The sequence below is a fragment of the Ligilactobacillus aviarius subsp. aviarius DSM 20655 genome, assembly GCF_001436315.1.
GTDB lineage: Bacteria > Bacillota > Bacilli > Lactobacillales > Lactobacillaceae > Ligilactobacillus > Ligilactobacillus aviarius.
The window spans coordinates 158,364-181,454 of record NZ_AYZA01000019.1 but is presented as its reverse complement, the minus strand read 5'-3'; the positions used below and the strand labels follow the sequence as shown (position 1 = coordinate 181,454).

The following is a 23,091-nucleotide window of genomic DNA, read 5'->3' as shown; positions in this document are numbered from 1 at the left end:
CAGAACAATCATCACTAATAGATCAAAGCTTTTTAATTTGACTACTGATCCGATAGGTAGCTATTCATTCTCCTTCATAAAGGTTAATCTTCAGATTCCGCCATTAAGTCAAATAAACTTGACCAAATCACTAGAAAATCTAAATAAATATTTCCAGCGTCTTTTAGTATATTTAAAAACTTAACCCTTTTACTAAAAGTCATCACTTTTCTCGCATGTTGTTTAATTTTAATCGTATCAAAATATATAAACAATGAAACAATGATTATATCAATAATATCCAATATAATATTAAGCCAACTCCAGCCCCAAAAAATATTAAATATTCCCACAACGATTGAACCAATAAAGCAATAATTTAAAATTGGATGATCATAGTCTTTTCGTTTTGTTAAAAATCCCCAAATTGTTATACTTATAAAAACCACAACGGTGATCCAGAAAGTGTATTGAATTATATTATTCCACCCGACATCCTTAAACATGCAATCTAACCATGCTACCATCATGCCATAAATTAAATTTTCACATGAAATAGTGAATATATAAAGCAAAATTACAATGATTCCACCCTTATTTTTATCTATCCATCGCCACTCAATTATGCAATCTATTAATATAAAAAAATAGCGACAATTAAAATAGAATCTCTATTAGATTGAAGTTCACCTATTGATAGAGTATTAAATCCTAAAAATCTTTCGCAAAAAGCCATTGAACAAATTAAAGTTAACAATTCGATGATGAATACAGTATACACTGACAAAATGTAATTTCTACTATGTTCCATTTTATATCCTTATCCAATTCTTTATTTTATATCCTTAATTGATTTTTTATATCAAAAACCCGATTCATTTAAATTAAATGCTTTAACTTAATATGTATAATATAATATCAAATTTAATCAACAAAATCATCTTGCTTTTTAATAATTATTGATAAAATTCATCATCTTAAATAGCAATCAAATTTTTGGACTTAAAAAATATTATCCCAAAATTAAAACAAAAAAGAACCATCCTTCTCAGAATGGTCCTAATTCAATTAATTTTTATTTATCATAATTCGTCATCTTTAACGGATCAACCCACTGATCGAATTGTTCAGCAGTTACTTTGCCAGACTTCAATGCGGCTTCGCGCAAGGTGGTTCCTTCGCGTTCCGCCATCTGGGCAATTTCAGCACTTGCATGGTAACCGATATGCGGTGATAATGCAGTGACAGTCATCAATGAATTGTCGACTAAGGCTTGCATCCGTTCCCGGTTGACCGTTAACCCGGCAACCATCTTATCTGCAAAGCCCATAATCGTTCCGGCAAGAATTTCACATGATTCAAGGAATGCGGCAATCAAGATCGGTTTATAAACGTTCATTTCAAAGTTACCTTGCGAGCAGGCAATCGTGATCGTCGTATCATTGCCCATGACCCGCGCGGCTGCCATCGTGATGGCTTCAGCTTGAGTTGGGTTGACCTTTCCGGGCATAATTGATGATCCCGGTTCGTTTGCTGGAATATTCAGTTCATTGTAACCTGCACGTGGACCGCTTGCGAGGAAACGGACATTATTTGCAATCTTCAATAGATCGCTGGCTAATGTCTTAATTGCGCCATGAACCACGTTAAGTCCCGAATGAGCAGCTAATCCATAAAACTTGTTTGACTTGGCCGTTAAGTGACCGCCATAGATCTGATTTAGGTGCTTGGTAATTTGATCGGCAAATCCGTCAGGGGTATTCAAGCCGGTCCCTACCGCCGTTCCGCCAATCGCCAATTCGTTCAAGGTTGGTTTCAATTCAGCTAAGTAGTCAACGTCATGCTGAACCATACTCTTCCAGCCGCTGACTTCCTGACCAAACGTTAACGGGGTTGCGTCTTGCAGGTGCGTCCGACCAATTTTAACAACGTCCCAAAATTCACGTTGCTTCTCGTCCAACACCGTGATCAAATGGTGCGCAGCTTTTTCAAGCTCATTAACCTTTTCAAGCGCTGCAATATTCATTGCGGTTGGGAACGTGTCATTTGAACTTTGACTGCGGTTAACATCATCGTTGGGTAAAATTTCAATTGAATCGTCAATTTGAGCCGCTTTATGCGCTACAACCTCGTTGACGTTCATGTTTGTTTGCGTTCCGGAACCCGTTTGGTAAACGTGAAGCGGAAATTCCTGCCGTAATTCATCATCATTTTGAGCCAGTAAAGCATCTACGGCCTTAACGATTAGGTCTGCCTTTTCTTTTTCAATATTTTCCTGTTCAAGGTTAGCCAAGGCGGCGGCTTTCTTGATGCTTAACATTGCCTTGATCACGTCCAACGGCATTAAAGCCCCTGTTGGAAAGTTATGCCGGCTCCGTTCCGTTTGCGGACCCCACAATGCCGTTTGCGGAATCTTAACATCACCAAGCGTATCAGCCTCAATTCGATAGTCTGCCATTTTCAATTCTCCCTTTCTAATCATCTATTCTAATGTTAACGCACCAGTATATAATTGGAAATATTTTCCGCGTTGAGCAATCAACTCTTCATGACTGCCCTGTTCAATGATCTTTCCATCTTCAACAACCACAATCAAATCTGAGTTAAAAATCGTTGATAAGCGGTGGGCGATTACAAAGCTTGTCCGTCCCTTCATCAAGTTATCCATTGCTCCTTGAACCTTGCGTTCGGTCTGGGTATCGATACTTGAAGTGGCTTCGTCAAGGATCATGACTGGCGGATCAGCTAAGGCCGCCCGTGCAATCGATAACATTTGTCGTTGACCCTGTGATAGATCTGAGCCATCGCCGGTAATCACGGTTTGATACCCGTGCGGCAATTCTTGAATAAATGAATCGGCATTCGCCAGTTTGGCGGCCGCCATGACTTCATCATCGGTTGCATCTAACCGCCCGTAACGGATATTTTCCATGACCGTTCCCGTAAAGAGGTTGGTTTGCTGCAAAACGATTCCAAGTGAACGGCGCAACGCTTCCTTCTTGATTCGCTGAATGTTGATTCCATCGTAGGTGATCTGTCCTTGATCGATTTCATAGAACCGATTCAACATGCTGGTGATTGTGGTTTTACCCGCTCCGGTTGGACCAACCAGCGCAACCTTTTGTCCCGGTTTGACCTTTAAGTTAACGTCATGCAAAATCGTTTTATCCTTAAAATAGCCAAAATCAACGTGCTGAAAATCAACTTTGCCTTGTAACGGAATGTACTTAGTCCCATCTTTCCATGCCCATTCATCATGACTTGAATCGGTAGTTTCAACTAATTGGCCGTTTCGTCGGGTCACCCGCACAAGGTCAACGGTTCCATCATCGACTTCCGGGCGCGCATCTAATAATTCAAAAATCCGTTTTCCGCCGGCAAGCGCCAAAATAATGTTGTTCAACTGTTGTGAAATCTGAGCAATTGGTCGACTGAATGATCGGCTAAGCTGTAAGAAGGCCGCAATCGTTCCCAAGGTTAGAGCTGAATAACCCTTTAACGTCAAGAAACCGCCAATGATTGCGATCAAGACGTATAAGATCGTCCCTAAGTTGCCCATAAACGGGAACAGCATTGTTGCATAGCCATTTGCTTTTCCAGAAGCTTCGGCCCAATCATCGTTCAACTTATTAAACTGGTCTTCAACTTGCTTTTCATGCGAGAAGACTTTGACAACTTTTTGGCCGTTCAGGATTTCTTCAATTTGAGCATCAAGCGCCCCAATGGTTTCCTGCTGCTGATTGAAGTATTTCGAACTGCGCTTACTTAAGAAGTTTAAGAAAACAATACTGATCGCAAAGATCACGAATGAAACGATCGTCAAAAATGGACTCAAATAAAGCATCCCGGCAGTAACAAACACGATGTTGAACAGCGCACTGACAAATTGCGGGAAACTTTGCATGATCATTTGCAACAACGCATCAATATCATTAGTATACCGGCTCATTAAATCGCCAAAATTATTACGGTCAAAATAGCTGATCGCTAAGGTTTGCATGTGGGCAAACATTTCTTTCCGCAAACTTAATTGAATCTTTTGCGCTAAAACCGCCATCAGTTGGGTGTATAAAGCGGCCGCCAAGACGCCCAGCAGATAAATTCCGCCCATGATCAGCAACGCATGGATCAAATGAATGAAATTCGGGTTACTACTTTTGACAAGCGGTGTGATGTAATCGTCGAATAACCGTTGTAAAAACAGTGAGCCCCATACCCCGGCGGCAGCGTTAACAATGATTCCAACAAACGCCATCAGCAAAATCACCGGGTGCGAAGTAAAAATCAATTTTAAAAGCCGCTTCAACGTTGGCAAGTTTTCCCTCAACGTTCCGCGTTTACGAATTGGCTTCGCCATGGTGCTCACCTCCTTGATAATTTTGCGATTCATAAATGTCATGGTAAAGTTTGCTTGATTTCAACAGTTCTGCATGCGTTCCTTGGGCAGTGATTTTCCCGTGATCAAGCACAATGATTTGATCAGCATCTGAAATCGATGAAATTCGCTGACTAATAATAATCTTTGTGATATGCGGCAGCTCGTCACGAAAGGCTTGCCGAATCTGCGCATCTGTATTCGTATCAACCGCACTTGTCGAATCATCCAAAATCAAAACTTGCGGATTTTTAAGCAACGCCCGCGCAATACATAACCGTTGCATTTGCCCGCCAGAAACGTTGGTCCCGTTTTGTTCCAGCATTGTATCATAGCCATCCGGGAGCTTTTGAATAAACTCATCGGCATGGGCCCACTTGCATGCTTGAACGATTTGTTCATCCGTTGCATGCGGATTACCCCACCGCAGATTATCCTTTACGGTACCGGAGAACAAAACGTTATTTTGCAATACAACGGAAACATTGTCCCGAAGTGTCTTCAAATCATAATCCTGCACGTTGATTCCGCCAAGCTGAACTTCACCGGAAGTTACATCATATAATCGCGGTAGTAATGAAACTAAAGTTGACTTTCCCGAACCGGTTTTTCCAATGATTCCCAGCGTTTCGCCTGCTTTAAGGTGTAAGTTAATATCCTGCAGCTGCAGCTTTTGCGGATCATGGTCATAACTGAAGTTAACGTGATCAAAATCAACCGTGCCATCCTTAACGGTTTGAACACCATTTGCAGGTGATTCGATCGACGGTTGCGCTTTCAGAACCCGGACGATCCGCGATGCCGATGCTTCAGCCATTGATAATTGGTTGAAGATCATTGACAACATGTTTAAACTCATCAAAATTTGCATGGTATATGAAAACATACTGATCAGCTGTCCGTCCTGAAGTTGATTACCAACGATCAATTTTGCGCCGAACCAGCATAAAAGCAGCATCGTTGCATTAACGACAAACTGCATTAACGGTGCATTCAAGGCCATTGTCCGTTGAGCTTTCAAAAAAACATCGTAGATTCCATCAGCCGCATCATTGAACTTCTGCTTTTCGGTTTCTTGCCGAACGTAAGATTTAACCACCCGAATTCCCCGAACGTCTTCTCGTACGACCTGGTTTAACACATCGTAACGTTGGAAAACTTGATGAAATAACGGCCGCGCCTTTTTAATAATTGCGAATAATCCAAGCGTCAGAATTGGAATGACAACAACGAAAATCAATGCCATCTTTGCACTGACAACGAAAGCCATCACGAAGGCAAAAATCATTACGGATGGAGCCCGCACGGCGATCCGCAACATTCCTTGGTACGCCTGCTGCAAGTTGTTGGTATCGGTTGTCAGCCGCGTTACTAAACTTGCACTTGAAAAGTTATCGATATTTTCAAATGAAAATTGCTGAATATGTTCGAATAAATCATGCCGCAGATTCTTCGAAAAACCAGCCGCTGCCCTTCCGGCAAGCCAGCTAGCAGTTGTTCCGGTGATGATTCCCGTCAGGGCAAGCAGCAACAACACCAGTCCAAGATGACAGATGTAAGTTAGATTGCCCTTCATGATTCCCTTATCGATCAAATCACCCATCAAAAATGGAACCGCAACGTTCGTCATTGCCTGATAAAATACCAGAATTGGTGCAATGATCGAGTACTTTTTATTTTCACGAATCGATTTTGCTAAAATCCGAATCATAAAATAGCTCCTTTCATAATAAATTTTTTACTTAATATTTTGACCGTACCACGAATTAAAAATTTTCGCTAGCACATTTTAGGTTACAAAGGGATCAAAAAATAGGTTATGACGTTCGTCATAACCTATTAACTATTTCCGAATAACTTAGTTCTAAAAATAAACCGTGAGATTCGAAAACCGCTATTTAATTAAATAGTAAATCTTCTTACTATTCGGGAATTCAACTTCCATTTGTTTTTGAACAAGATTCATCACCTTCGCCTTGTTCAAATTTTTTTTGCGAATCCGTTCAAATCCGCTTTCGCGATAAACAAAATCGTCTTTATTCTTGATGATATCGATTCGCCGATCTTGCTTGTAATTGGTCAACGTTGCGTGACAACTCGAATACGCCTTAAAGCTTTTTTCAAGCTGAACGCGAACCGCCGTCCGACTAACAACTTTCATTAATTAATCATCCTTTGATTGAAATAACTGCCATAATTTTTGAGCAACCTGGTGACACGTATGCGTTTCATCAGCCCCGCCTAAGAGGAATACCGGCTTTTTATTAAGGATAAATGGGAGTTCAAGGTTAATTCCATGAACGTGAACCGATAAGAAACCATTAGCATACAAGTATGCAAATTCTCCTTCGTTTTCAAGAACAACATGTTCCAGTTGATGCATTGAATGTACAGTTTGCTGGTCACTTTCAAGGACAAACCAACGCCGCTTTTGCTTATCTTTCCGGTATGACCGTTCGCGCATTACATCTTGAGCAAGTTCATCATACTCGTCCTTCTTATCCCGCCGCAAATGCGATAAAGTATCCTGCTCCGTAGAATTCGGAATACTTAACCGGTACAAGTCAGAAATTGTCTGAATCTGACTTGTCAGCGTGAACATCTTGATCCGATTTTCAGGATGATCTTGATTCATCCATTTCCAACTCATAATCTGTTCATTGATTGTCCGTAAAAGCACGTGCAATGCATAGTTGTGTTGATGATCTGCAAGATAACGGTAAGCATCAAAGTTTTGTTGAATCTGAGTTTTAAACTTGGCGGCTAACTTTTGATCATCCAGTTTCTCCTTAAACTCATTCAAGTTCATTGGAGTCTTTGCGATCCGCAACTGCTTAATTTTTCGATTAAGCGTCTTTAACTGTTGTGCTTGGGCGTCATCGAGTTCAAGAAACTTCGTCAAACTGTTCAAATTTCCGAGACACATCGTCAGCAACGCTACCTTAAATTCATTGACCTGAGCATCAAGCATGTCCGCGATTAAATACCCGTGAGTGAATAACGAATCGATCCCGTAAAACAGATTATAATAGTAATTTTGCTTATCATTTAAGACATATTTTGAAACGTCCGACAACGTTGAAATCTTTAATTTTCCGCCAAAGACTTCCGGATCAAGCCGGTACCACGTTTTCCGCCGTTCATCCTTATCAAAATGTTCAATATCGCAATATTTAACAAGCTCTTCAATCCGGTTGAATGCCTGTTTTTCATTTTCGATCTGCTCACTGACCCACTTCTTCATCGATTTCTTTTGACTGCGGATCATCTTTTGGTTTTGTTTTTGATAAGTTTGGTATTCTTGCGAGTAATCCTTAAATGACTCGGGGTCACGTAAAATATAACCTAACCACAAATATTGCCGTAACCGACTTGAATGGTAGAATAGCAATGCCCGCGAGCTGATTTCGCGGCGATCATGCAAAATGTATTGCAAAAACATACTGCGTTCATAAACGGGCCGGGCAACGATCCGCGCAGCGATCGGATACCCTTTTTCAAGCAATTCAAAGAAATTTTCCGTTAGTTCCAAATTCAATTTGGCCATTTGAGTAACGGTTTGACTCACAAGGCTATCCGTTTCATTCCATTTCTGACTTACTTGTTCGGTAAGTATTTTGATTTGATTCAATAAATTATTCATTAATTTTCCCTACTTTCACCTCCATTTTAATTGAAAAATTTCAATTATGTTATTAAAAAGCCTTATCGCATTAAAAGGGGTATCAATAGTTAAATTTTAAAATCAATGCTAAAATTGAAGTATCAGTTAATAAAGGAAGGATTTTCATGGCAAATTATCAGTTCAGCTATGATTCAAAAGGCTGCCGGAAAGTTTTTAAGACCTACCGGCATCAAGAAAAGATAATCAAAAAAACAATTGAAAAACAATTAACCCGGCAAATGGACACGGACTTCGCAAAGGTTAAACTTGCAACCCGGATCGAAGTCGAAGGCAATAAGTGTTACGAATGCCGCGTTAATCCCCCTCAATTACCACCAGTACGGGTAGCGTTTATTCGGGACGAAAACCAAGTTAAAATCGTCTACTTAACGACCAACATCGTAAAGGCAGACTTTACGCATGACTTAGAACATTTTTTAGGTGGGAAGTAATACGAAATGAAATTAGTCGAATTAAAACAGGCCCAAAAGACTGCGGTTACCAATTTAAAGAAAAGACGGTTTGACCTGCTTGAGTTTTATACCTTCAAAAAAGACCGTTCCGTAACCATTAAGTTAACGGAAGATTCAGCCCGGTTAGTTGAAACTGGCTACAAAGAACTTGATATTGAACTCAATGATCAAAACGCTAAGCGTCAAATCAAGACTTCATTCGGAAGAGAATTTCCGCGAAGCCATAAAGTTTACTTTTCTTCATCAAAAGCCAAGAAATAGTCAACTTTTGACAATTATCCGAATATTAAAATAAAAAAGACGAACTTTCAACTTGTGAAAGTTCGTCTTTTATGATTTAACCGCTCAAATTAATCACGTGTTTTGTATAATTCGATCCGTTCCATCATTACGTCAGCGTAATCTTTCATTACCTTTTCTTGACGATCGATTAATTCCATTTCATCTTCAGGTAAATCTTCTTTATCAGTGATATTATCAAGTTCTTTGATGCGTTGATTTACATGTTCAACATCTGCTGTTAAATCTGAAATTAATTCTTTATAATCTTTATTCATAATCCAATTCCTCCTTGATTACACCTTAAGTATATCCTATTTGACCCGAATATCATAATAAAAAGCCTTTTAAATATATGATTTTCCCATAACTTTCACAATAGTTATTAAATTCTATTGAATTTTTTCATTTTTGAGATAAAATAACCGTTATGCAGTGGCTACCTTTTCTTATTCTAATTAAATTCTTAAAACCTTTTATAATATCACTCACTGCTAAAAAAAGGATTGTGCCATTTGGCGCAATCCTTTTTATCTATTGTCGCGAGCGATGACGTGTCTGATGTTGTCGTGCCTTAATCAATTCGTTCTGCTTAATTTTCATTTGTTGCAATTCTGATTCAATTTCCGTTAAAACTTCAATTTCTGTTTTTTGGATATCCAATAAGTGTGGCCATTGAACTTCATTCAACTGGTCGACCTTTTTATGCAAGTTCCGCAATTCCATTTCTGTTTTTTGATTCGTCTTATAGTCGTTTTCAGCATCGAACCGATCACGTTCAGCTTGCCGGTTTTGACTCATCATGATGACCGGCGCTTGTAAGGCTGCCAAACAACTTAAGAAAAGATTCAGCAAAATGAATGGATACGGATCAAAGTGAATTCCAAAAATATGTAATGTATTGGCCGACATCCAAACAAACAGGAAAATACAAAAGGCAATGATAAAGCCCCAACTTCCGGCATATTTCGCTAAGGCATCCGCAATCTTTTGCCCGCGGGTCAATTTCATACTGTTGGTGTTCTTAACAACGTAGTGGTTGCTGTTGAGGTTTTTCTCAAGGGCATCATTGATTTTCCGGTTAGAATCTAAATCCTCATTGATCATGTTCTCAAGGTTGCTTAACCGAATATGTTGCAAATCGTTTAAACAAATAAACGAGGATGGTTTGACATTTGAATACTCTTCTTTAATTTGCTGAGTTAAATCGCGACCTAAACTTCGCAGGTAAAAACCTTCCATCACTGAATAGTGTTTTCCGCAAATAATGCACGTCGCATTCATCTTTGCTGCCATTTTACCACCCTTTTCCTTGAAAAAATTTATAACATTTGAATTTTAACACAGTTGTTCGAAAAGTAAATTAAAACGTTGCCGGGTTTTTCAAAAAAGCACCCATGATTTGATTAAATTTGTCTGGAATTTCTGCTTGAACATCGTGACCGGCGCCTTCAACTGCCAACGCATGAATGTGTTGCGGATTAAGGCGTTCCATTGTTTCAGCAAATCGATAATCGAAAAATGGACTTTGGACTGAACTAACAAGCAGTGTGTCAACTTGGGTATGCTCCAACGCGCTGCGCCAATCTGCCCGTGCTTCATTAACTAATAATCCCAGATTTTCCTTTAACCGAAACGGCTTTTGCTTCTTTGCCGGATGGTATCGTTGCCAAATCCGGTCATCAAGTCCGTTCAACGTTTCGTGAACCTTGCGCTTTTTTAATAAGTTAGTCCGATAATTATCATCCGTTACATCCAAAAAACCATACGGCCATTCAGAGTTGCTCAACATTTTTGGCGGTTGATCGATACCCATTGCACCGCTTAATTTGAAACTTGGATAGTATCCGAGAAAGCCGTAAACGGCTCCCGCACCCATTGAATGGCCAATCAAAAACGGTTTTTTCAAATGCAATTGGGTAATTAGATCATGCAGGTCCTGCACCAAGCCCATTACCTGAACTGGCCCAGCAATCGGCTGGGAAGCACCGTGGTTTCGTTGATCATATACGATTGCTTCATATCCATGAGCGACAAGCCAACTGACTTGACCAACCCAAATTTCTTGAATTCCGCCAAACCCGTGAACTAGAACCACCGGCTGGCCTTTTCCGTATCGGTGGCAATCTAAAGCGACGCCATCACGCATTTTAATTTTCATTACAATTTCCTTTTCTGTTTTGGATCTCTTAAAAAGACATACGTTTCGTCATCAGAATATTGTGGGGTGTACTGATAGCCGAAATCATTGAAATTCACGATTTCATGATAATCGTGAATATCATTTTCAGCCATGTAACGAACCATTTCACCCCGGGCCATTTTGGCATACGTATTATCCTGAATTACCTTATTTTTTTGCTCGTTATAGTAACCAAAGACACATGAAATCATTTTAACGTCCGTATTCTTCATGTATCGGTCTACTTGATGAGCGTACATTTTTGATGCCAAGTTAATGATCAAATCATCATCCTTGGTCAATAAATCAAACCAAGTTCGGTTCCAAAATTCATGCAGATTCCGCGTCCCGTTAACATGAGCCTTTGCTTTCATTTCAAGCCGGTATGGGACAACGCCGTCGAACGGGCGCAACACCCCGTAAAAACTTGAAAGAATCCGCATGTTTTGCTGAATATAATCTAATGCAGGCTGCGTAAACAAATCCGGGGCCATATACTGATATTGCAAACCGCAAAACGCTAAAATTGCTGGTGTCTGATATTCACTCTTCAGGTCCATTGACTTTAGCCGTTCAGCATTTAATTGAAACAGCTTATCGCTTGTATGCCACAACTTTTTGAGTTCATCAGTCGTCAACGATTTCATGTAATTCATAATTTCTTCGGCTTGCGACAGCATTTGCGGCTCGGATAAGACATCAAAGGTATCAGTATCGACCTGCATTTGCTTAGCAGGTGAAATAATAATTTTCATTCTGCACCTCTTCTATTTTGCCAGCAGTTTCTCCATTAACTTGATTTGTGATGGATCGCTGTTATTTAAGTTGACCGTTCCTTGATCAGATGCCGTTAATAATTTATGAATTGCTTCCAGCTGATGTTTTAATTGCCGTGCAGCCCCACTACTGCCATCATAAATCGCAACATCCTGCCCAACAACTTCCTGAATTGCCGCTTGAACAAACGGGAAATGAGTACATCCCAAAACCACGGCATCAACGGGCAACTTATCATCTAAAATTTGATGTAAATAATTCTTTACGTTAGTTGAATCGAGTTCGCCGTGTTCAACATATTCAACTAAATCCGGTGCTGGGACCTTAATGATTTCAGCATTCGAACCTAACTCGCGAACCCGGTTTTCAAACTTGCTCCCTGCCAACGTTAATTCCGTTGCCATTGCAATAATTTTTCCGTGCGGATAGTCGATTGCCGCTGGCTTAATTGCCGGTTCCAGTCCGATAATCGGCAGATCATATTCTTCCCGTAGTCGAGCCGCTGCCGCACTGGTTGCCGTATTGCAAGCAATCACAATGGCTTTGACATTGTATTGATCAATAAACATCTCGACAACATTCTTTGTAAGTCGATAGACATCTTCCGCGGTGCGGGTCCCATATGGTGCATTGGCGGAATCGCCAAAGTAAACATAGTCTTCGTTCGGCATCAACTTAATGATTTCTTTAAGGACACTTAATCCTCCCAACCCGGAATCCATCACCCCGATTGGTTGTTTTTCAGCTTTCGTGTTCAAAGTTCTTACCTCTAATTATTTCTTACTTGATTTCTTTTTTGAGCGTCCATTCGCAACAATGATCTGTGTATGTGGACTAAACATTTTTCGTTGCTCAGCGGTTGGTTCCCGATCCGTAATAAACGTTGAAATGATATCCAACGGACAGATCCGGTAGTATGATTTATTGACGAATTTTTGGTGTTCAGCAACCAAAACAACTTTGCGCGCTTGTTGAGCAGCAACCCCTACAATTTCGGCATCTCCCTGATCAAGCAGGTAAACCCCATTCTTATCGATTCCGGAAGCCGCAATAAACGCCGTATCAAAAACGATATTTTGAAGTTCTTTGACCGCTAAGTTTGAATAGAAATAACGGTTTTCGTGGTTAAGCGTTCCGCTTGAAATCTTAACCGTTGTTATATTATGATCCGATAACGCAATACAGTTATCAAGCGAGTGCGTATGAACAGTAAGGGCCATATTCAAATTCTGACATGTCTTCAATAAAATTGTTGAGGAGCCAATAAAATAAACGTGATGCGGCTTAAAATATTTTAACGCCTCCATCGCGATCCGCGTTTTTTCCTTGGTAAATTGTCCTAACCGGCTTTGATAATTTGGGACACTCCGTCCAAAATCCAACGGTAAAATTCCACCGTGAGTCCGGCGAACTTCTCCGCGTTCCGTAAGCAGCACAATATCACGCCGCGCAGTATCTTGAGAAACGTCGAATTCATCCATAATATCCTTTGTTGTCAGTTCTTGCCGTTCCTCTAGTAATTGTTTAATTAGCTCAATTCTTTTTTCCTGAATCAAAATGACACCTCATTCCGTTCTAATCGGTAACATTTCAATTATAATCTTAACATCACGGATATTCAATAATTATAAGTAAATCCTTAAATTTCATGGATAAAAAAAGATTGTGATATCCAATCACAATCTTTTTAAGATTTCTATCTGATTTTAAATGACCTATTCAGCCTCTTCACCGAGCAACTTGGCAATTTCAATTACAAGGTCTGTTGCCTTTTCCATTGTATTGACGTCGGCAAATTCAAACCGGGAGTGCATGTTGTCTGCCCCAGTGAAGACGTTAGGTGTTGGGATGCCCATGAATGAGATCTTTGAGCCGTCTGTTCCACCACGAACTGGATAAATATCCGGCTTGATGTCTAAGTTTTCCATGGCCTTCTTGGCAACGTCAACAACCGTCATGTCCTTTTCAATGACTTCACGCATGTTGTAGTATTGATCGTTCATATCAATAATTACACGTTCTTGACCAAGTTCATCATTCATCTTCTTGGCGATGGCTAACATCATTTGTTTGCGTTGTTCGAATTTTTCACGATCATGATCGCGGATGATGTAAGCGGCATGGGCTTCATCAATTGCCCCATCTAACGAAAGTAAGAGGAAGAATCCTTCACGTCCTTCAGTCTTTTCAGGAACTTCGTCAGCTGGTAATTGACGGTCAAATTCCATTGCAAGCTTCAAAGCGTTAACCATTACGCCCTTTGCGGTTGCTGGGTGAACATCTTTCCCTTTAAATGTGATCTTTGCACTGGCAGCGTTGAATGTTTCATATTCAAGTTCGCCAATTGGACCGCCATCAACGGTGTAAGCAATGTCTGCCCCGAAGTCTTTAGTATCAAAGTGATCAGCACCCGTTCCAATTTCTTCGTCCGGGCCAAAGCCGACTTCAATTTCGCCGTGCTTGATTTCTGGATGATTGATCAAGTATTCCATTGCTGTCATAATATCAGCAATCCCGCACTTGTCATCGGCCCCAAGTAAAGTATCACCGCTTGTTGTAATTACGGTGTGGCCCTTTGACTTCTTCAAGTTTGGAAATTCCTTTGGTGATAATGAATATTCTGTATCGCCTAATTTAATATCTGATTCGCCATCATAGTTTTCAATGATTTGTGGTTGAACATTTTCAGCATTGAAATCAGCCGTATCCATGTGTGAAATAAAGCCGACTTTCTTAGCAATTTTCCCTGCTGGAAGATTGCTTGGCAACGTTGCAAAAACATAGCCGCTTTGATCGTTTAACCGAACATTTTGCATTCCAATTTTCTTTAATTCAGCCATTAAATCCTTTGCAAATTCAACTTGTGATTGAGTTGATGGAATCGTTGTTGAATTTTCATCTGACCGCGTGTTTTTCTTAACGTATGAAACAAACCGTGGAATTAAGGTTTCGTATTTTGCCATCTTTTTCAGGCCTTTCTTTGATTGATTTTAATATGGTTTAATGATACCGTTTTTGTTCTTTTATTGTCAACTTTTCTAACATGAAAAGAGGTTGTATTGACCGCAACCTCTCATAATCTTTACATAAACTGATATGGATTTGTATTTAATTTCGACTGATAAATATCAATTTGCCAGTCATTTTCCTGGCTCCACTTTTGGAACAGCTTTGTTAAATGCGGCTTGCATTCGGATTCAATGTAGTGCCCTGCGTCAACAGCACTCATCCCGGAAGCTAAGATGTCGTGACCAACATGGTATGACACATCACCCGTTAAATATAAATCAGCATTTTTACTCAAAGCTTGCGGATAGAACCGTGCCCCTGAACCCCCAAGCAATGCAATTCGTTGAACTTTCTGATCGATATCCTTTGAAATAACGCGAACGCCTGGAATGTCAAAAACTTCTTCGCATTTAAGTGCAAATTCTTTAACCGTCATTGGTTCAGGAAGATTACCAACCCGACCCATGCCGTATTCTTGACCAAGACCGTTAACTTCATGCAAATCATACATAAAGTCTTCTTGCGGATGATTATCTTTCATGGCCTTTAAAACTCGATCTTTAATTCGTGCAGGGAAGAAAACTTCGATCTTTTCTTGAACAACTTCGACCATTTCATCCTTATCATCGCCACTGTAAGAATGTTCATCATCGCGTGGGACGAAGCGGCTAGTACCCGTCAATGAGTATGAACAATCGCGGTAGTTAGTCAAATTGCCGGCTCCGGCAGCATTTAATGCATGCCGCATTGAATCCGCTGTGTTTGATTGGGTAAAGACTGCAAGTTTGTACATCTTTTCTTCCCGGGTTGGCATCATTGGAATCGTGTCTTGAAGATCAAATAAAGCAGCTAACCAATCATTCATTCCACCGTTAGCATTGTCAAGGTTAGTGTGGGCTCCATAAACCGTAATGTTATGCTTGATCAATTCAGCATACATTTGATTTTGTGGAATTGACAAATCAAACGGTTGGACTGGCCGAAACATTGCTGGGTGATGGGCAAAAATGAAATCAACGTGCTGGTCGATTGCTTCTTGAACCGTCTCCGGGCGCACGTCCAACGTAACCATCATTTTGTGAACTTCTTGATTTAAATCACCAAGTTGAAGTCCAACTGGGTCGCCATCTTCAGCCATCCATTTTGGTGCAAATTCTTCAAACCGGGAAACAATATCTTTAACTTTTACCATTAGCTAACACCCCTCTAATTAATTCGTTCTCAGTTTTCAACTGAGCAAGTCGCTGGGTTGGCGGATTCGTTGCCTTTTGCATTTGATGAATTGCCTTTTCATTCTTCTCAATTTCCTTTTCCCATTTTTTCAAAAAAGCATTGTTTTGATGTTTTCTCAAAATCGGACCGAAAAAGAGATCTTCAGAACTCAATTGCATTGGTTGATTAGCATATTTAGCAACAATAATCTCGTAAATGTGATCATCTTCCTCAAGAATATCTTCATGCGTAATCTGATAATGATTTGCTTGAAGCCATTGTCTTAAAACGTTGCTTCCAACATTTGGTTGTAAGATCAATAACGGATGGTTTTGCAACTTGGATTTATCTTTTTCCAAAATGTTTCGGATCAAGGTTCCCCCCATGCCGCAGATCGTGATCGTATCAATTTGATCATCATCTTCAATAGCCTTCAAACCATCAGCAAAGCGAGGAAAGATTTTTCCTTCTAAATGTTCACGTTGAATTTCATGAACCGCATTTTCGTACGGTCCCTTTACGACTTCGCCAGCAACTCCATAATCAATTATATGATTAATTGCTAAATTTGCGGGTAAATATGCATGATCCGACCCAATGTCAGCCAACCGGGCTCCCTGAGGAACATATGCCGCAGCTTTTGCTAATCGTTTTGATAAATGATATGTGTCCAAAATAAAACCTCGTTTATCTCATAAAGTCTTTTAACTGCTTCGACCGTGATGGATGCCGTAACTTCCGTAATGCCTTAGCTTCAATTTGCCGAATCCGTTCCCGCGTTACGCCAAAGACTTTTCCAACTTCTTCAAGGGTCCGGGTCCGCCCATCATCAAGACCGAACCGCAACCGCAAAACGTTTTCTTCCCGATCGGTTAATGTATCGAGAACGTCATTCAATTGTTCCTTCAATAGTTCATAAGCCGCATGATCGGCGGGACTAGTTGCATCTTGGTCTTCAATGAAATCTCCTAAATGCGAATCATCTTCTTCACCAATTGGTGTTTCAAGTGAAACTGGTTCTTGCGCAATCTTCAAGATATCCCGGACCTTTTGCGTTGGCATATCCATTTCAGCCCCAATTTCTTCTGGAATTGGTTCCCGGCCGAGATCTTGCAACATTTGCCGTTGAATCCGAATCAACTTATTGATCGTTTCAACCATGTGAACCGGAATTCGAATTGTCCGCGCTTGGTCAGCAATCGCCCGGGTAATTGCTTGCCGGATCCACCAGGTTGCGTATGTCGAGAACTTGAACCCTTTGCGATAATCGAATTTTTCAACCGCCTTCATCAAGCCCATGTTTCCTTCTTGAATCAGGTCAAGCAATGACATGCCGCGGCCAACATACCGCTTAGCAATTGAGACGACTAACCGTAAGTTGGCTTCTGCAAGGTGTTGTTTAGCTTCTTCATCACCCTGTTCAATTTTTAATGCCAGTTCCTTTTCTTCATCAGCTGAAAGCAATGGCACCCGACCAATTTCTTTTAAGTACATCCGAACCGGATCGTTAACTTTAACCCCGGATGATAATGATGATGAAGTTTCCTTCTTTGCTTCTTCAGCAGCGTGGTCAGCAGCTTTTAAACTGGCCTTACTTGGTTCACCATTTTCATCAACCACTGAAATGCCGGCGTCTTCGACATGTTCAATGATTTTATCCATTTGGTTGGCATTCAAGTTCATTGGTTCCGCAAACTGTTTGTTGAGTTCGTCGTATTGAACTTTTCCTGCCTTCTTGTATTCTTTGATCAGTGAATTCAATTTGTTCTTAAATTCTTTTTCATTCATTTTTGAATCTGCCAAGTTGGATTCCTCCTTTAGTTTCGATCCCATTCGAAATATCTTAGTTCACTTTATTCCCTAGTCAAGAAAGTCTTTTAATTGTTTCGACCGTGATGGATGCCGTAACTTCCGTAATGCCTTAGCTTCAATTTGCCGAATCCGTTCCCGCGTTACGCCAAAGACTTTTCCAACTTCTTCAAGGGTCCGGGTCCGCCCATCATCAAGACCGAACCGCAACCGCAAAACGTTTTCTTCCCGATCGGTTAATGTATCGAGAACGTCATTCAATTGTTCTTTCAATAATTCATAAGCTGCATGATCAGCAGGACTCGTTGCATCCTGATCTTCAATGAAATCTCCCAAGTGGGAGTCATCCTCTTCACCAATTGGCGTTTCAAGTGAAACTGGTTCTTGCGCGATTTTCAAAATGTCCCGCACTTTTTGCGTTGGCATGTCCATTTCAGCCCCAATTTCTTCTGGGATTGGTTCCCGGCCGAGATCTTGCAGCATTTGCCGTTGAATCCGAATCAATTTATTGATCGTTTCAACCATATGAACTGGGATCCGAATTGTCCGCGCTTGGTCAGCGATTGCCCGCGTAATCGCCTGCCGGATCCACCAGGTTGCATAGGTTGAGAACTTAAATCCTTTCCGGTAATCGAATTTTTCAACCGCCTTCATTAAGCCCATGTTTCCTTCTTGAATTAAATCAAGAAACGACATTCCGCGGCCGACATACCGCTTAGCGATTGAAACCACCAACCGTAAGTTGGCTTCAGCCAATTTCTTTTTCGCCTCTTCATCACCCTGTTCGATCTTTAAAGCCAGGTCGATTTCTTCATCCGCCGTTAACAGGTTTACCCGGCCGATTTCCTTTAAATACATCCGAACCGGATCATTGATCTTAACACCAGATGGAGCTGAAACGTCCTTTTTTGCTTCTTCAGCAGTGTGGTTAGCGGCTTTCAAACTTGCCTTACTTGGTTCACCGTCTTCATCAACGACTGAAACCCCAGCATCTTCAACTCGTTCGATCAGCTTATCCATTTGATCAGCGTCAAGGTGCATCGGTTCCGCAATCCGTTTGCTTAATTCATCATATTGAATTTGACCTTTTTTCTTATATTCTTTAATTAAAGCATTAACTTCTTTTTTAAATGTCTTTTCATCAAATGCTGGTTCTTCAGCTTGAACTTTCTTCTTTGCAGGCATTCTCAATTCCTCCTATTAGTTCTCTGATTTCATTAAATCTTTTTGGCGCAAAAGATTTGTTTTTTCCATAATCAATGACATTAAGTTATCGCTATCATTCATCCGTTTGGCCTTCTTGATCTTTTCATCAAGCCGTTTAATTTTCTCATCAAGCGGATACTCATTCATAATTAGCGAAATGCAATCCTCAATTTCTTGATCAGTTGCCATTCCTTGATACTCTTCCATCAAAAGCTCAGTTGCTAAGGAATGTAATTGATCATCACTTACCATTTCCAAAAACTTTGCATCATCAAATTCTTCATCATGATTAAAATACTCTTCCGCGAGCAGGTAAAGGGTTTGGTAACTTTGATGAATGAAATTAAAGTCTTCCAGTTCACGGACCTTAAACCACACATCCCGTTCATGCAGCATCCGATAAAGCAATAACCGTTCAGCCCGTTCTACGCGCGAATACTTCGGCTTTTCAAAGGATTCGGTAACCGTTGTAATCGTTTTTTGGTAATTTGCAAATTCCTGTTCCGGTGTTTGAGCATTCGCCCTCAGATTGGTCTTTTCCCGCGCCTGTTGCTCAGCCATCAAAGATTGCAGTTGGCTTTCAAGGTTGCGGTATTCAACGCCAAACTTCGATGCTAACCGGTTTAAATACAAGTCACGCTCGATTGGATCTTTAACCGTTACCAGTTCTTTCAAAATATCGGAAATATATGCTAACTGGTCGTTTTCATTTTCAAGGTTGCGGTTGCGCGCATAAAAGTGCATGAAAAAGCTTAACGGTGTTTCATGCTGATTCTGCACGATTTCACGAAACTTTTCTTCGCCATACTTTTTAACGACTTCATCCGGATCAAGTTTATCCGGTAAATTAATGACTTCCAGATCAAAGCGTTCACTTGGACGAATGATTTCTAACGCCCGTTTCGTCGCGTTTTGACCGGGATCATCCCCGTCGTAACAAATCGAAAGCTTCCGCGCCTGATGCGCTAAAATTCCAATTTGTTCATCCGTTAAACTCGTTCCCATTGACGCAACGCCATTCTTAACTCCAGCCCGATAAGCGGCCAAGACATCCATAAACCCTTCAAAAAGAATTACTGATTTAGTTTGGCGAATCGTTGCCTTTGCCTTATCCAGGTTAAAAAGAACCCGTCGTTTATTAAAAATTGGGGTTTCAGGTGAGTTCAAATACTTCGGAACCGTCTTATCCTCAGTGTGTAATGCTCTTCCTGAAAAAGCGATTGGATGACCGTTTGCATCGTTGATTGGAAACATTACCCGATCTTTAAACCGGTCATTTAAGTTATCGACCGGATCATCGGCGTTCAGCGGCCGCTCAACAAATAATCCTGATTTGCGTAAAACTTGATAATCGATTTGCTTTTCCTTTACAAAGTTTTTCAAAATATCGGTTGTCGGTGCAAATCCTAGGTTAAATTCGTTGATCATGTCATCGTTTAACCCGCGATCGTGCAGGTAATTCAACGCTTCCTCACCAAGCTCAGTATTTACCAAAATATGATGGTACAGTTGTGTGGCTTGCGCATATAAACTGATGATTTTCCCGTTTTCAGATGATTCAGCGGCATTTAATGATCCAAGTTGCGTATACTTCGGATCAAGTGAGATTCCACTCATTTCGGCGACCTTTTGAAAAGCCTCTGGGAAAGTTAATCCTTCCGTTTCCATCACGAACTTAAAGACGTTACCACCCCGATGGCACGAGAAACAGTTGAAAATTTGTTTTTGTTCATTAACCGAAAACGATGGTGTCGTTTCCGGATGGAAAGGACAAAAGCCGAACCAATTTTTCCCAGACTTGTGCAACTGCACTTTTTGACTAACAACATCCAAGATATTAACCTCTGATCGCACCTGATCAATCAGCTCTGGTGGAATCCGCATTTGACCTCTCCTCTCTAAAAAAGGGTAAAAAACACCCACTGTTTACAGTCAAATAAAATGATACCGCGAATTGCTGTCGGTTGCAAGTTTAAGGCATTTTAGCCAAAAAAATTCCGATGGCGGCTACCATCGGAATTTCAAACTTAATGATTAATTTTATTTAACGTTCAAATTATCTAATTCACCAAAATCTTTTGTTAAATCAGCAATTTGCTTTAATTGCAAGAGCCGGTTTTGCTTTACATCTTCGTCCTTTGCCATGATCATGGTTGAATCGAAGTAATCGGTGATTGGATCTTTTAATGATGCTAATTGATTGAATTTTTCTTCTAAATCAGCCTGTTCAAAGGCCGTTGCAACTTTCTTAACCGCTTCGGCAAGCTTCTTTTCAGATTCGTTTTCAAACAATTCAGCTTTCAAAACAGCATCGTCTTCAAAGTTTGGCGCCTTCTTTGCCATCCGGCCAACCCGGGTCAAAGCTTCGATTGTTTCCTTAAAGTCGTCGTCTTCAAGGTGCTTGCCAAGGATCTTTGCAGCTTCTTCAATATCAACGAACGCATTTTCAGGATTAGCAACCACCGTATCAAGCACATCGTGACGGAGTTGCTTATCGCCATTCATGATTTGGGCAAGCCGATCGATGATAAATTGTTGCATGTCTTTTTGTTCATCGCCCGGCATGATGTTCTTGTACAGATCTGGCCGTTCGTTCATTGCATTTTCAACGAATTTCAGCATCATCGGAACAGATAACTTCCAATTGCGAGCAAGGGCAATGCGAACGATTCCTAAAGCTTGACGCCGCAATGCATATGGATCATTTGAACCGCTTGGAATCATTCCAGCAGCAAAGAATGCTTGGATACTATCGATCTTATCTGCAATCGATAATACCGCTCCAACCTTTGTTGTTGGCAATTCGCCTTCCGCACTGGTTGGCATGTATTCTTCACGGATTGCAGCTGCAACATTGTCATTCTCACCTTGCAAACGGGCATAGATTTCACCCATGACCCCTTGCAATTCAGCAAATTCGCCAACCATACCGGTTACCAGGTCAAACTTGTAAATTTGAGCTGCCCGGTCTAAATCAGCTAATTCTTGGTCGTTTAAGCCAACAAACTTTCCAATTTGAGCTGCAAGCAAGCGAACCCGAGCCATCTTTTCGTAAATTGTCCCGATTTTATCGTGGAACATAACCTTCTTTAAACGTTCAACGTAATCAGCAATTGATTGCTTTTGGTCTTCTTCATAGAAGAATTTTGCATCTTCAAGCCGGGCAGTTAACACCTTTTCGTTCCCTTGAACGACGTTTTCTAAGTATTCTGTATTCCCGTTCCGAACTGAAACAAAGTTTGGCAATAATTTGCCGTTTTGATCAGTCACGTAGAAGAACCGTTGGTGATCCTTCATTGAAGTGATCAAAACTTGATCCGGTACACTTAAGTACTTTTCATCAAATGATCCGGCAAAGACCGTTGGGTATTCAACCAGGTTATTGACTTCTTCAAGCAAGTCTTCGTCAATCACGATCTTCCAGTTATTCTTTTGGGCAAGGTCATTGATTTGACCGCGAATCATTGATTTCCGTTCGGCAGCATCAACGATCACCTTTTCTGCTCGCAATGCTTCAACGTAGTCATCAGCACTCTTTAATTCAACTGGTTTTCCAAGGAACCGGTGACCTTGAGAAACGTTACCGCTTTCGATGTTCAAAATCTTGAATGGGATAACTTGATCATCTAACATCGCAACGATCCAGCGAATTGGACGAACATATTGGAAATCATTGGTTCCCCACCGCATCATGGTTGGGAATTTCAAGTCCATTGCAACGTCCCGCATGCCTTGCATTACATCGGCAGCCGCTTTACCTTCAATAAACTTCTTAACATAAACGTATTCTGTGCCTTTCAGTTCTTTGAAGAAGATATCATCAACTGAAACGCCTTGGCCACGCGCAAATCCTTGAGCAGCCTTTGACCAGTTGCCGTCTTTATCATAAGCGATCTTCTTAGCCGGGCCCTTAGCTTCTTCTTGGATATCAGGTTGCTTATCAGCTAAGCCTGTAACCTTAACCGTCAACCGCCGCGGAGTTGAATATGTTTGGACTTCATCAAAATCCATCCGTTGTTCTTTTAAGAATTTTTCAGTTTTTTCAACTAATTGGGCTGCGCTTGGAGTGACAACATGCGCTGGAATTTCTTCCAAGCCAATTTCCATTAAAAATGTATGTGACATG

The 23,091-nt window shown here is 40.8% G+C and carries 21 protein-coding genes; 2 read left to right on the top strand and 19 right to left on the bottom strand.

Going from position 1 to position 23,091, the window contains the following annotated elements:
• Positions 1–83: 83 nt before the first annotated feature.
• The 6 genes from FC33_RS04655 to FC33_RS04630 form a co-directional block, all read right to left on the bottom strand.
• The gene (locus FC33_RS04655) at positions 84–605 is read right to left on the bottom strand and encodes a Bax inhibitor-1 family protein (protein WP_420864654.1); all 522 of its coding nucleotides are present in this window, start codon (positions 603–605) and stop codon (positions 84–86) included.
• Positions 606–1,054: 449 nt separating this feature from the next.
• Positions 1,055–2,437: a class II fumarate hydratase gene (locus FC33_RS04650; RefSeq protein WP_057827453.1), complete on the bottom strand. Its 1,383-nt coding sequence runs from the start codon at positions 2,435–2,437 to the stop codon at positions 1,055–1,057.
• A gap of 24 nt (positions 2,438–2,461) precedes the next feature.
• Entirely contained in the window at positions 2,462–4,336 is a 1,875-nt protein-coding gene (locus FC33_RS04645; protein ID WP_057827452.1) for an ABC transporter ATP-binding protein, read from the bottom strand.
• Positions 4,317–6,065 carry an ABC transporter ATP-binding protein gene (locus FC33_RS04640; RefSeq protein WP_057827451.1) on the bottom strand — a complete coding sequence of 583 codons (1,749 nt, stop codon included), beginning with the start codon at positions 6,063–6,065 and terminating at the stop codon, positions 4,317–4,319. The genes FC33_RS04645 and FC33_RS04640 overlap by 20 nt, the downstream gene beginning before the upstream one ends.
• A gap of 183 nt (positions 6,066–6,248) precedes the next feature.
• Positions 6,249–6,515: a hypothetical protein gene (locus tag FC33_RS04635; protein WP_057827450.1), complete on the bottom strand. Its 267-nt coding sequence runs from the start codon at positions 6,513–6,515 to the stop codon at positions 6,249–6,251.
• Positions 6,516–6,518: 3 nt separating this feature from the next.
• Positions 6,519–7,997, bottom strand: coding sequence for a DUF5677 domain-containing protein (locus tag FC33_RS04630; protein WP_057827449.1), 1,479 nt, complete (start codon positions 7,995–7,997; stop codon positions 6,519–6,521).
• A gap of 146 nt (positions 7,998–8,143) precedes the next feature.
• Between FC33_RS04630 and FC33_RS04625 the strand changes: the two genes are divergently transcribed.
• A complete protein-coding gene (locus FC33_RS04625; RefSeq protein WP_057827448.1) occupies positions 8,144–8,470 on the top strand; it encodes a hypothetical protein in 327 nt (108 codons plus the stop codon).
• Positions 8,471–8,476: 6 nt separating this feature from the next.
• Complete coding sequence (locus FC33_RS04620; RefSeq protein WP_057827447.1) at positions 8,477–8,752, top strand: hypothetical protein; 276 nt, start codon at positions 8,477–8,479, stop codon at positions 8,750–8,752.
• An 89-nt stretch (positions 8,753–8,841) separates the two neighbouring features.
• On the opposite strand, the gene FC33_RS04615 is transcribed toward FC33_RS04620, so the two are convergent.
• The 13 genes from FC33_RS04615 to glyS all read right to left on the bottom strand — a co-directional run bounded on the left by FC33_RS04615 (position 8,842) and on the right by glyS (position 23,090).
• The gene (locus tag FC33_RS04615) at positions 8,842–9,048 is read right to left on the bottom strand and encodes a crAss001_48 related protein (RefSeq protein WP_057827446.1); all 207 of its coding nucleotides are present in this window, start codon (positions 9,046–9,048) and stop codon (positions 8,842–8,844) included.
• Between the two features lie 256 nt (positions 9,049–9,304).
• On the bottom strand, positions 9,305–10,066 hold the full coding sequence (locus FC33_RS04610) for a DUF1003 domain-containing protein (protein ID WP_057827445.1): 762 nt from the start codon (positions 10,064–10,066) through the stop codon (positions 9,305–9,307).
• Between the two features lie 67 nt (positions 10,067–10,133).
• Entirely contained in the window at positions 10,134–10,931 is a 798-nt protein-coding gene (locus FC33_RS04605) for an alpha/beta fold hydrolase (RefSeq protein WP_057827444.1), read from the bottom strand.
• On the bottom strand, positions 10,931–11,707 hold the full coding sequence (yaaA, locus tag FC33_RS04600; RefSeq protein ID WP_057827443.1) for a peroxide stress protein YaaA: 777 nt from the start codon (positions 11,705–11,707) through the stop codon (positions 10,931–10,933). The genes FC33_RS04605 and yaaA overlap by 1 nt, the downstream gene beginning before the upstream one ends.
• Positions 11,708–11,719: 12 nt before the next feature.
• Positions 11,720–12,487, bottom strand: a complete 768-nt coding sequence (gene murI / locus FC33_RS04595) for a glutamate racemase (RefSeq protein WP_162257619.1) — start codon at positions 12,485–12,487, stop codon at positions 11,720–11,722.
• 15 nt (positions 12,488–12,502) lie between these two features.
• Positions 12,503–13,285 carry a DeoR/GlpR family DNA-binding transcription regulator gene (locus FC33_RS04590; protein ID WP_057827442.1) on the bottom strand — a complete coding sequence of 261 codons (783 nt, stop codon included), beginning with the start codon at positions 13,283–13,285 and terminating at the stop codon, positions 12,503–12,505.
• A 159-nt stretch (positions 13,286–13,444) separates the two neighbouring features.
• Entirely contained in the window at positions 13,445–14,692 is a 1,248-nt protein-coding gene (pepT, locus tag FC33_RS04585) for a peptidase T (protein ID WP_057827441.1), read from the bottom strand.
• A 119-nt stretch (positions 14,693–14,811) separates the two neighbouring features.
• A complete protein-coding gene (locus FC33_RS04580; protein WP_057827440.1) occupies positions 14,812–15,930 on the bottom strand; it encodes a Nif3-like dinuclear metal center hexameric protein in 1,119 nt (372 codons plus the stop codon).
• Positions 15,917–16,624: a tRNA (adenine(22)-N(1))-methyltransferase gene (locus FC33_RS04575; protein WP_057827439.1), complete on the bottom strand. Its 708-nt coding sequence runs from the start codon at positions 16,622–16,624 to the stop codon at positions 15,917–15,919. Before FC33_RS04575 ends, FC33_RS04580 begins: the two co-directional genes overlap by 14 nt.
• 13 nt (positions 16,625–16,637) lie before the next feature.
• Positions 16,638–17,738 (bottom strand): RNA polymerase sigma factor RpoD, encoded by a 1,101-nt coding sequence (gene rpoD / locus FC33_RS04570; RefSeq protein WP_057827545.1) that lies wholly within the window; start codon positions 17,736–17,738, stop codon positions 16,638–16,640.
• Between the two features lie 72 nt (positions 17,739–17,810).
• Positions 17,811–18,944, bottom strand: coding sequence for an RNA polymerase sigma factor RpoD (gene rpoD, locus FC33_RS04565; RefSeq protein WP_057827438.1), 1,134 nt, complete (start codon positions 18,942–18,944; stop codon positions 17,811–17,813).
• Positions 18,945–18,959: 15 nt separating this feature from the next.
• Positions 18,960–20,849: a DNA primase gene (gene dnaG / locus FC33_RS04560; protein WP_057827437.1), complete on the bottom strand. Its 1,890-nt coding sequence runs from the start codon at positions 20,847–20,849 to the stop codon at positions 18,960–18,962.
• Positions 20,850–21,005: 156 nt separating this feature from the next.
• Positions 21,006–23,090, bottom strand: a complete 2,085-nt coding sequence (gene glyS / locus FC33_RS04555) for a glycine--tRNA ligase subunit beta (RefSeq protein ID WP_057827436.1) — start codon at positions 23,088–23,090, stop codon at positions 21,006–21,008.
• Position 23,091 lies beyond the last annotated feature (1 nt).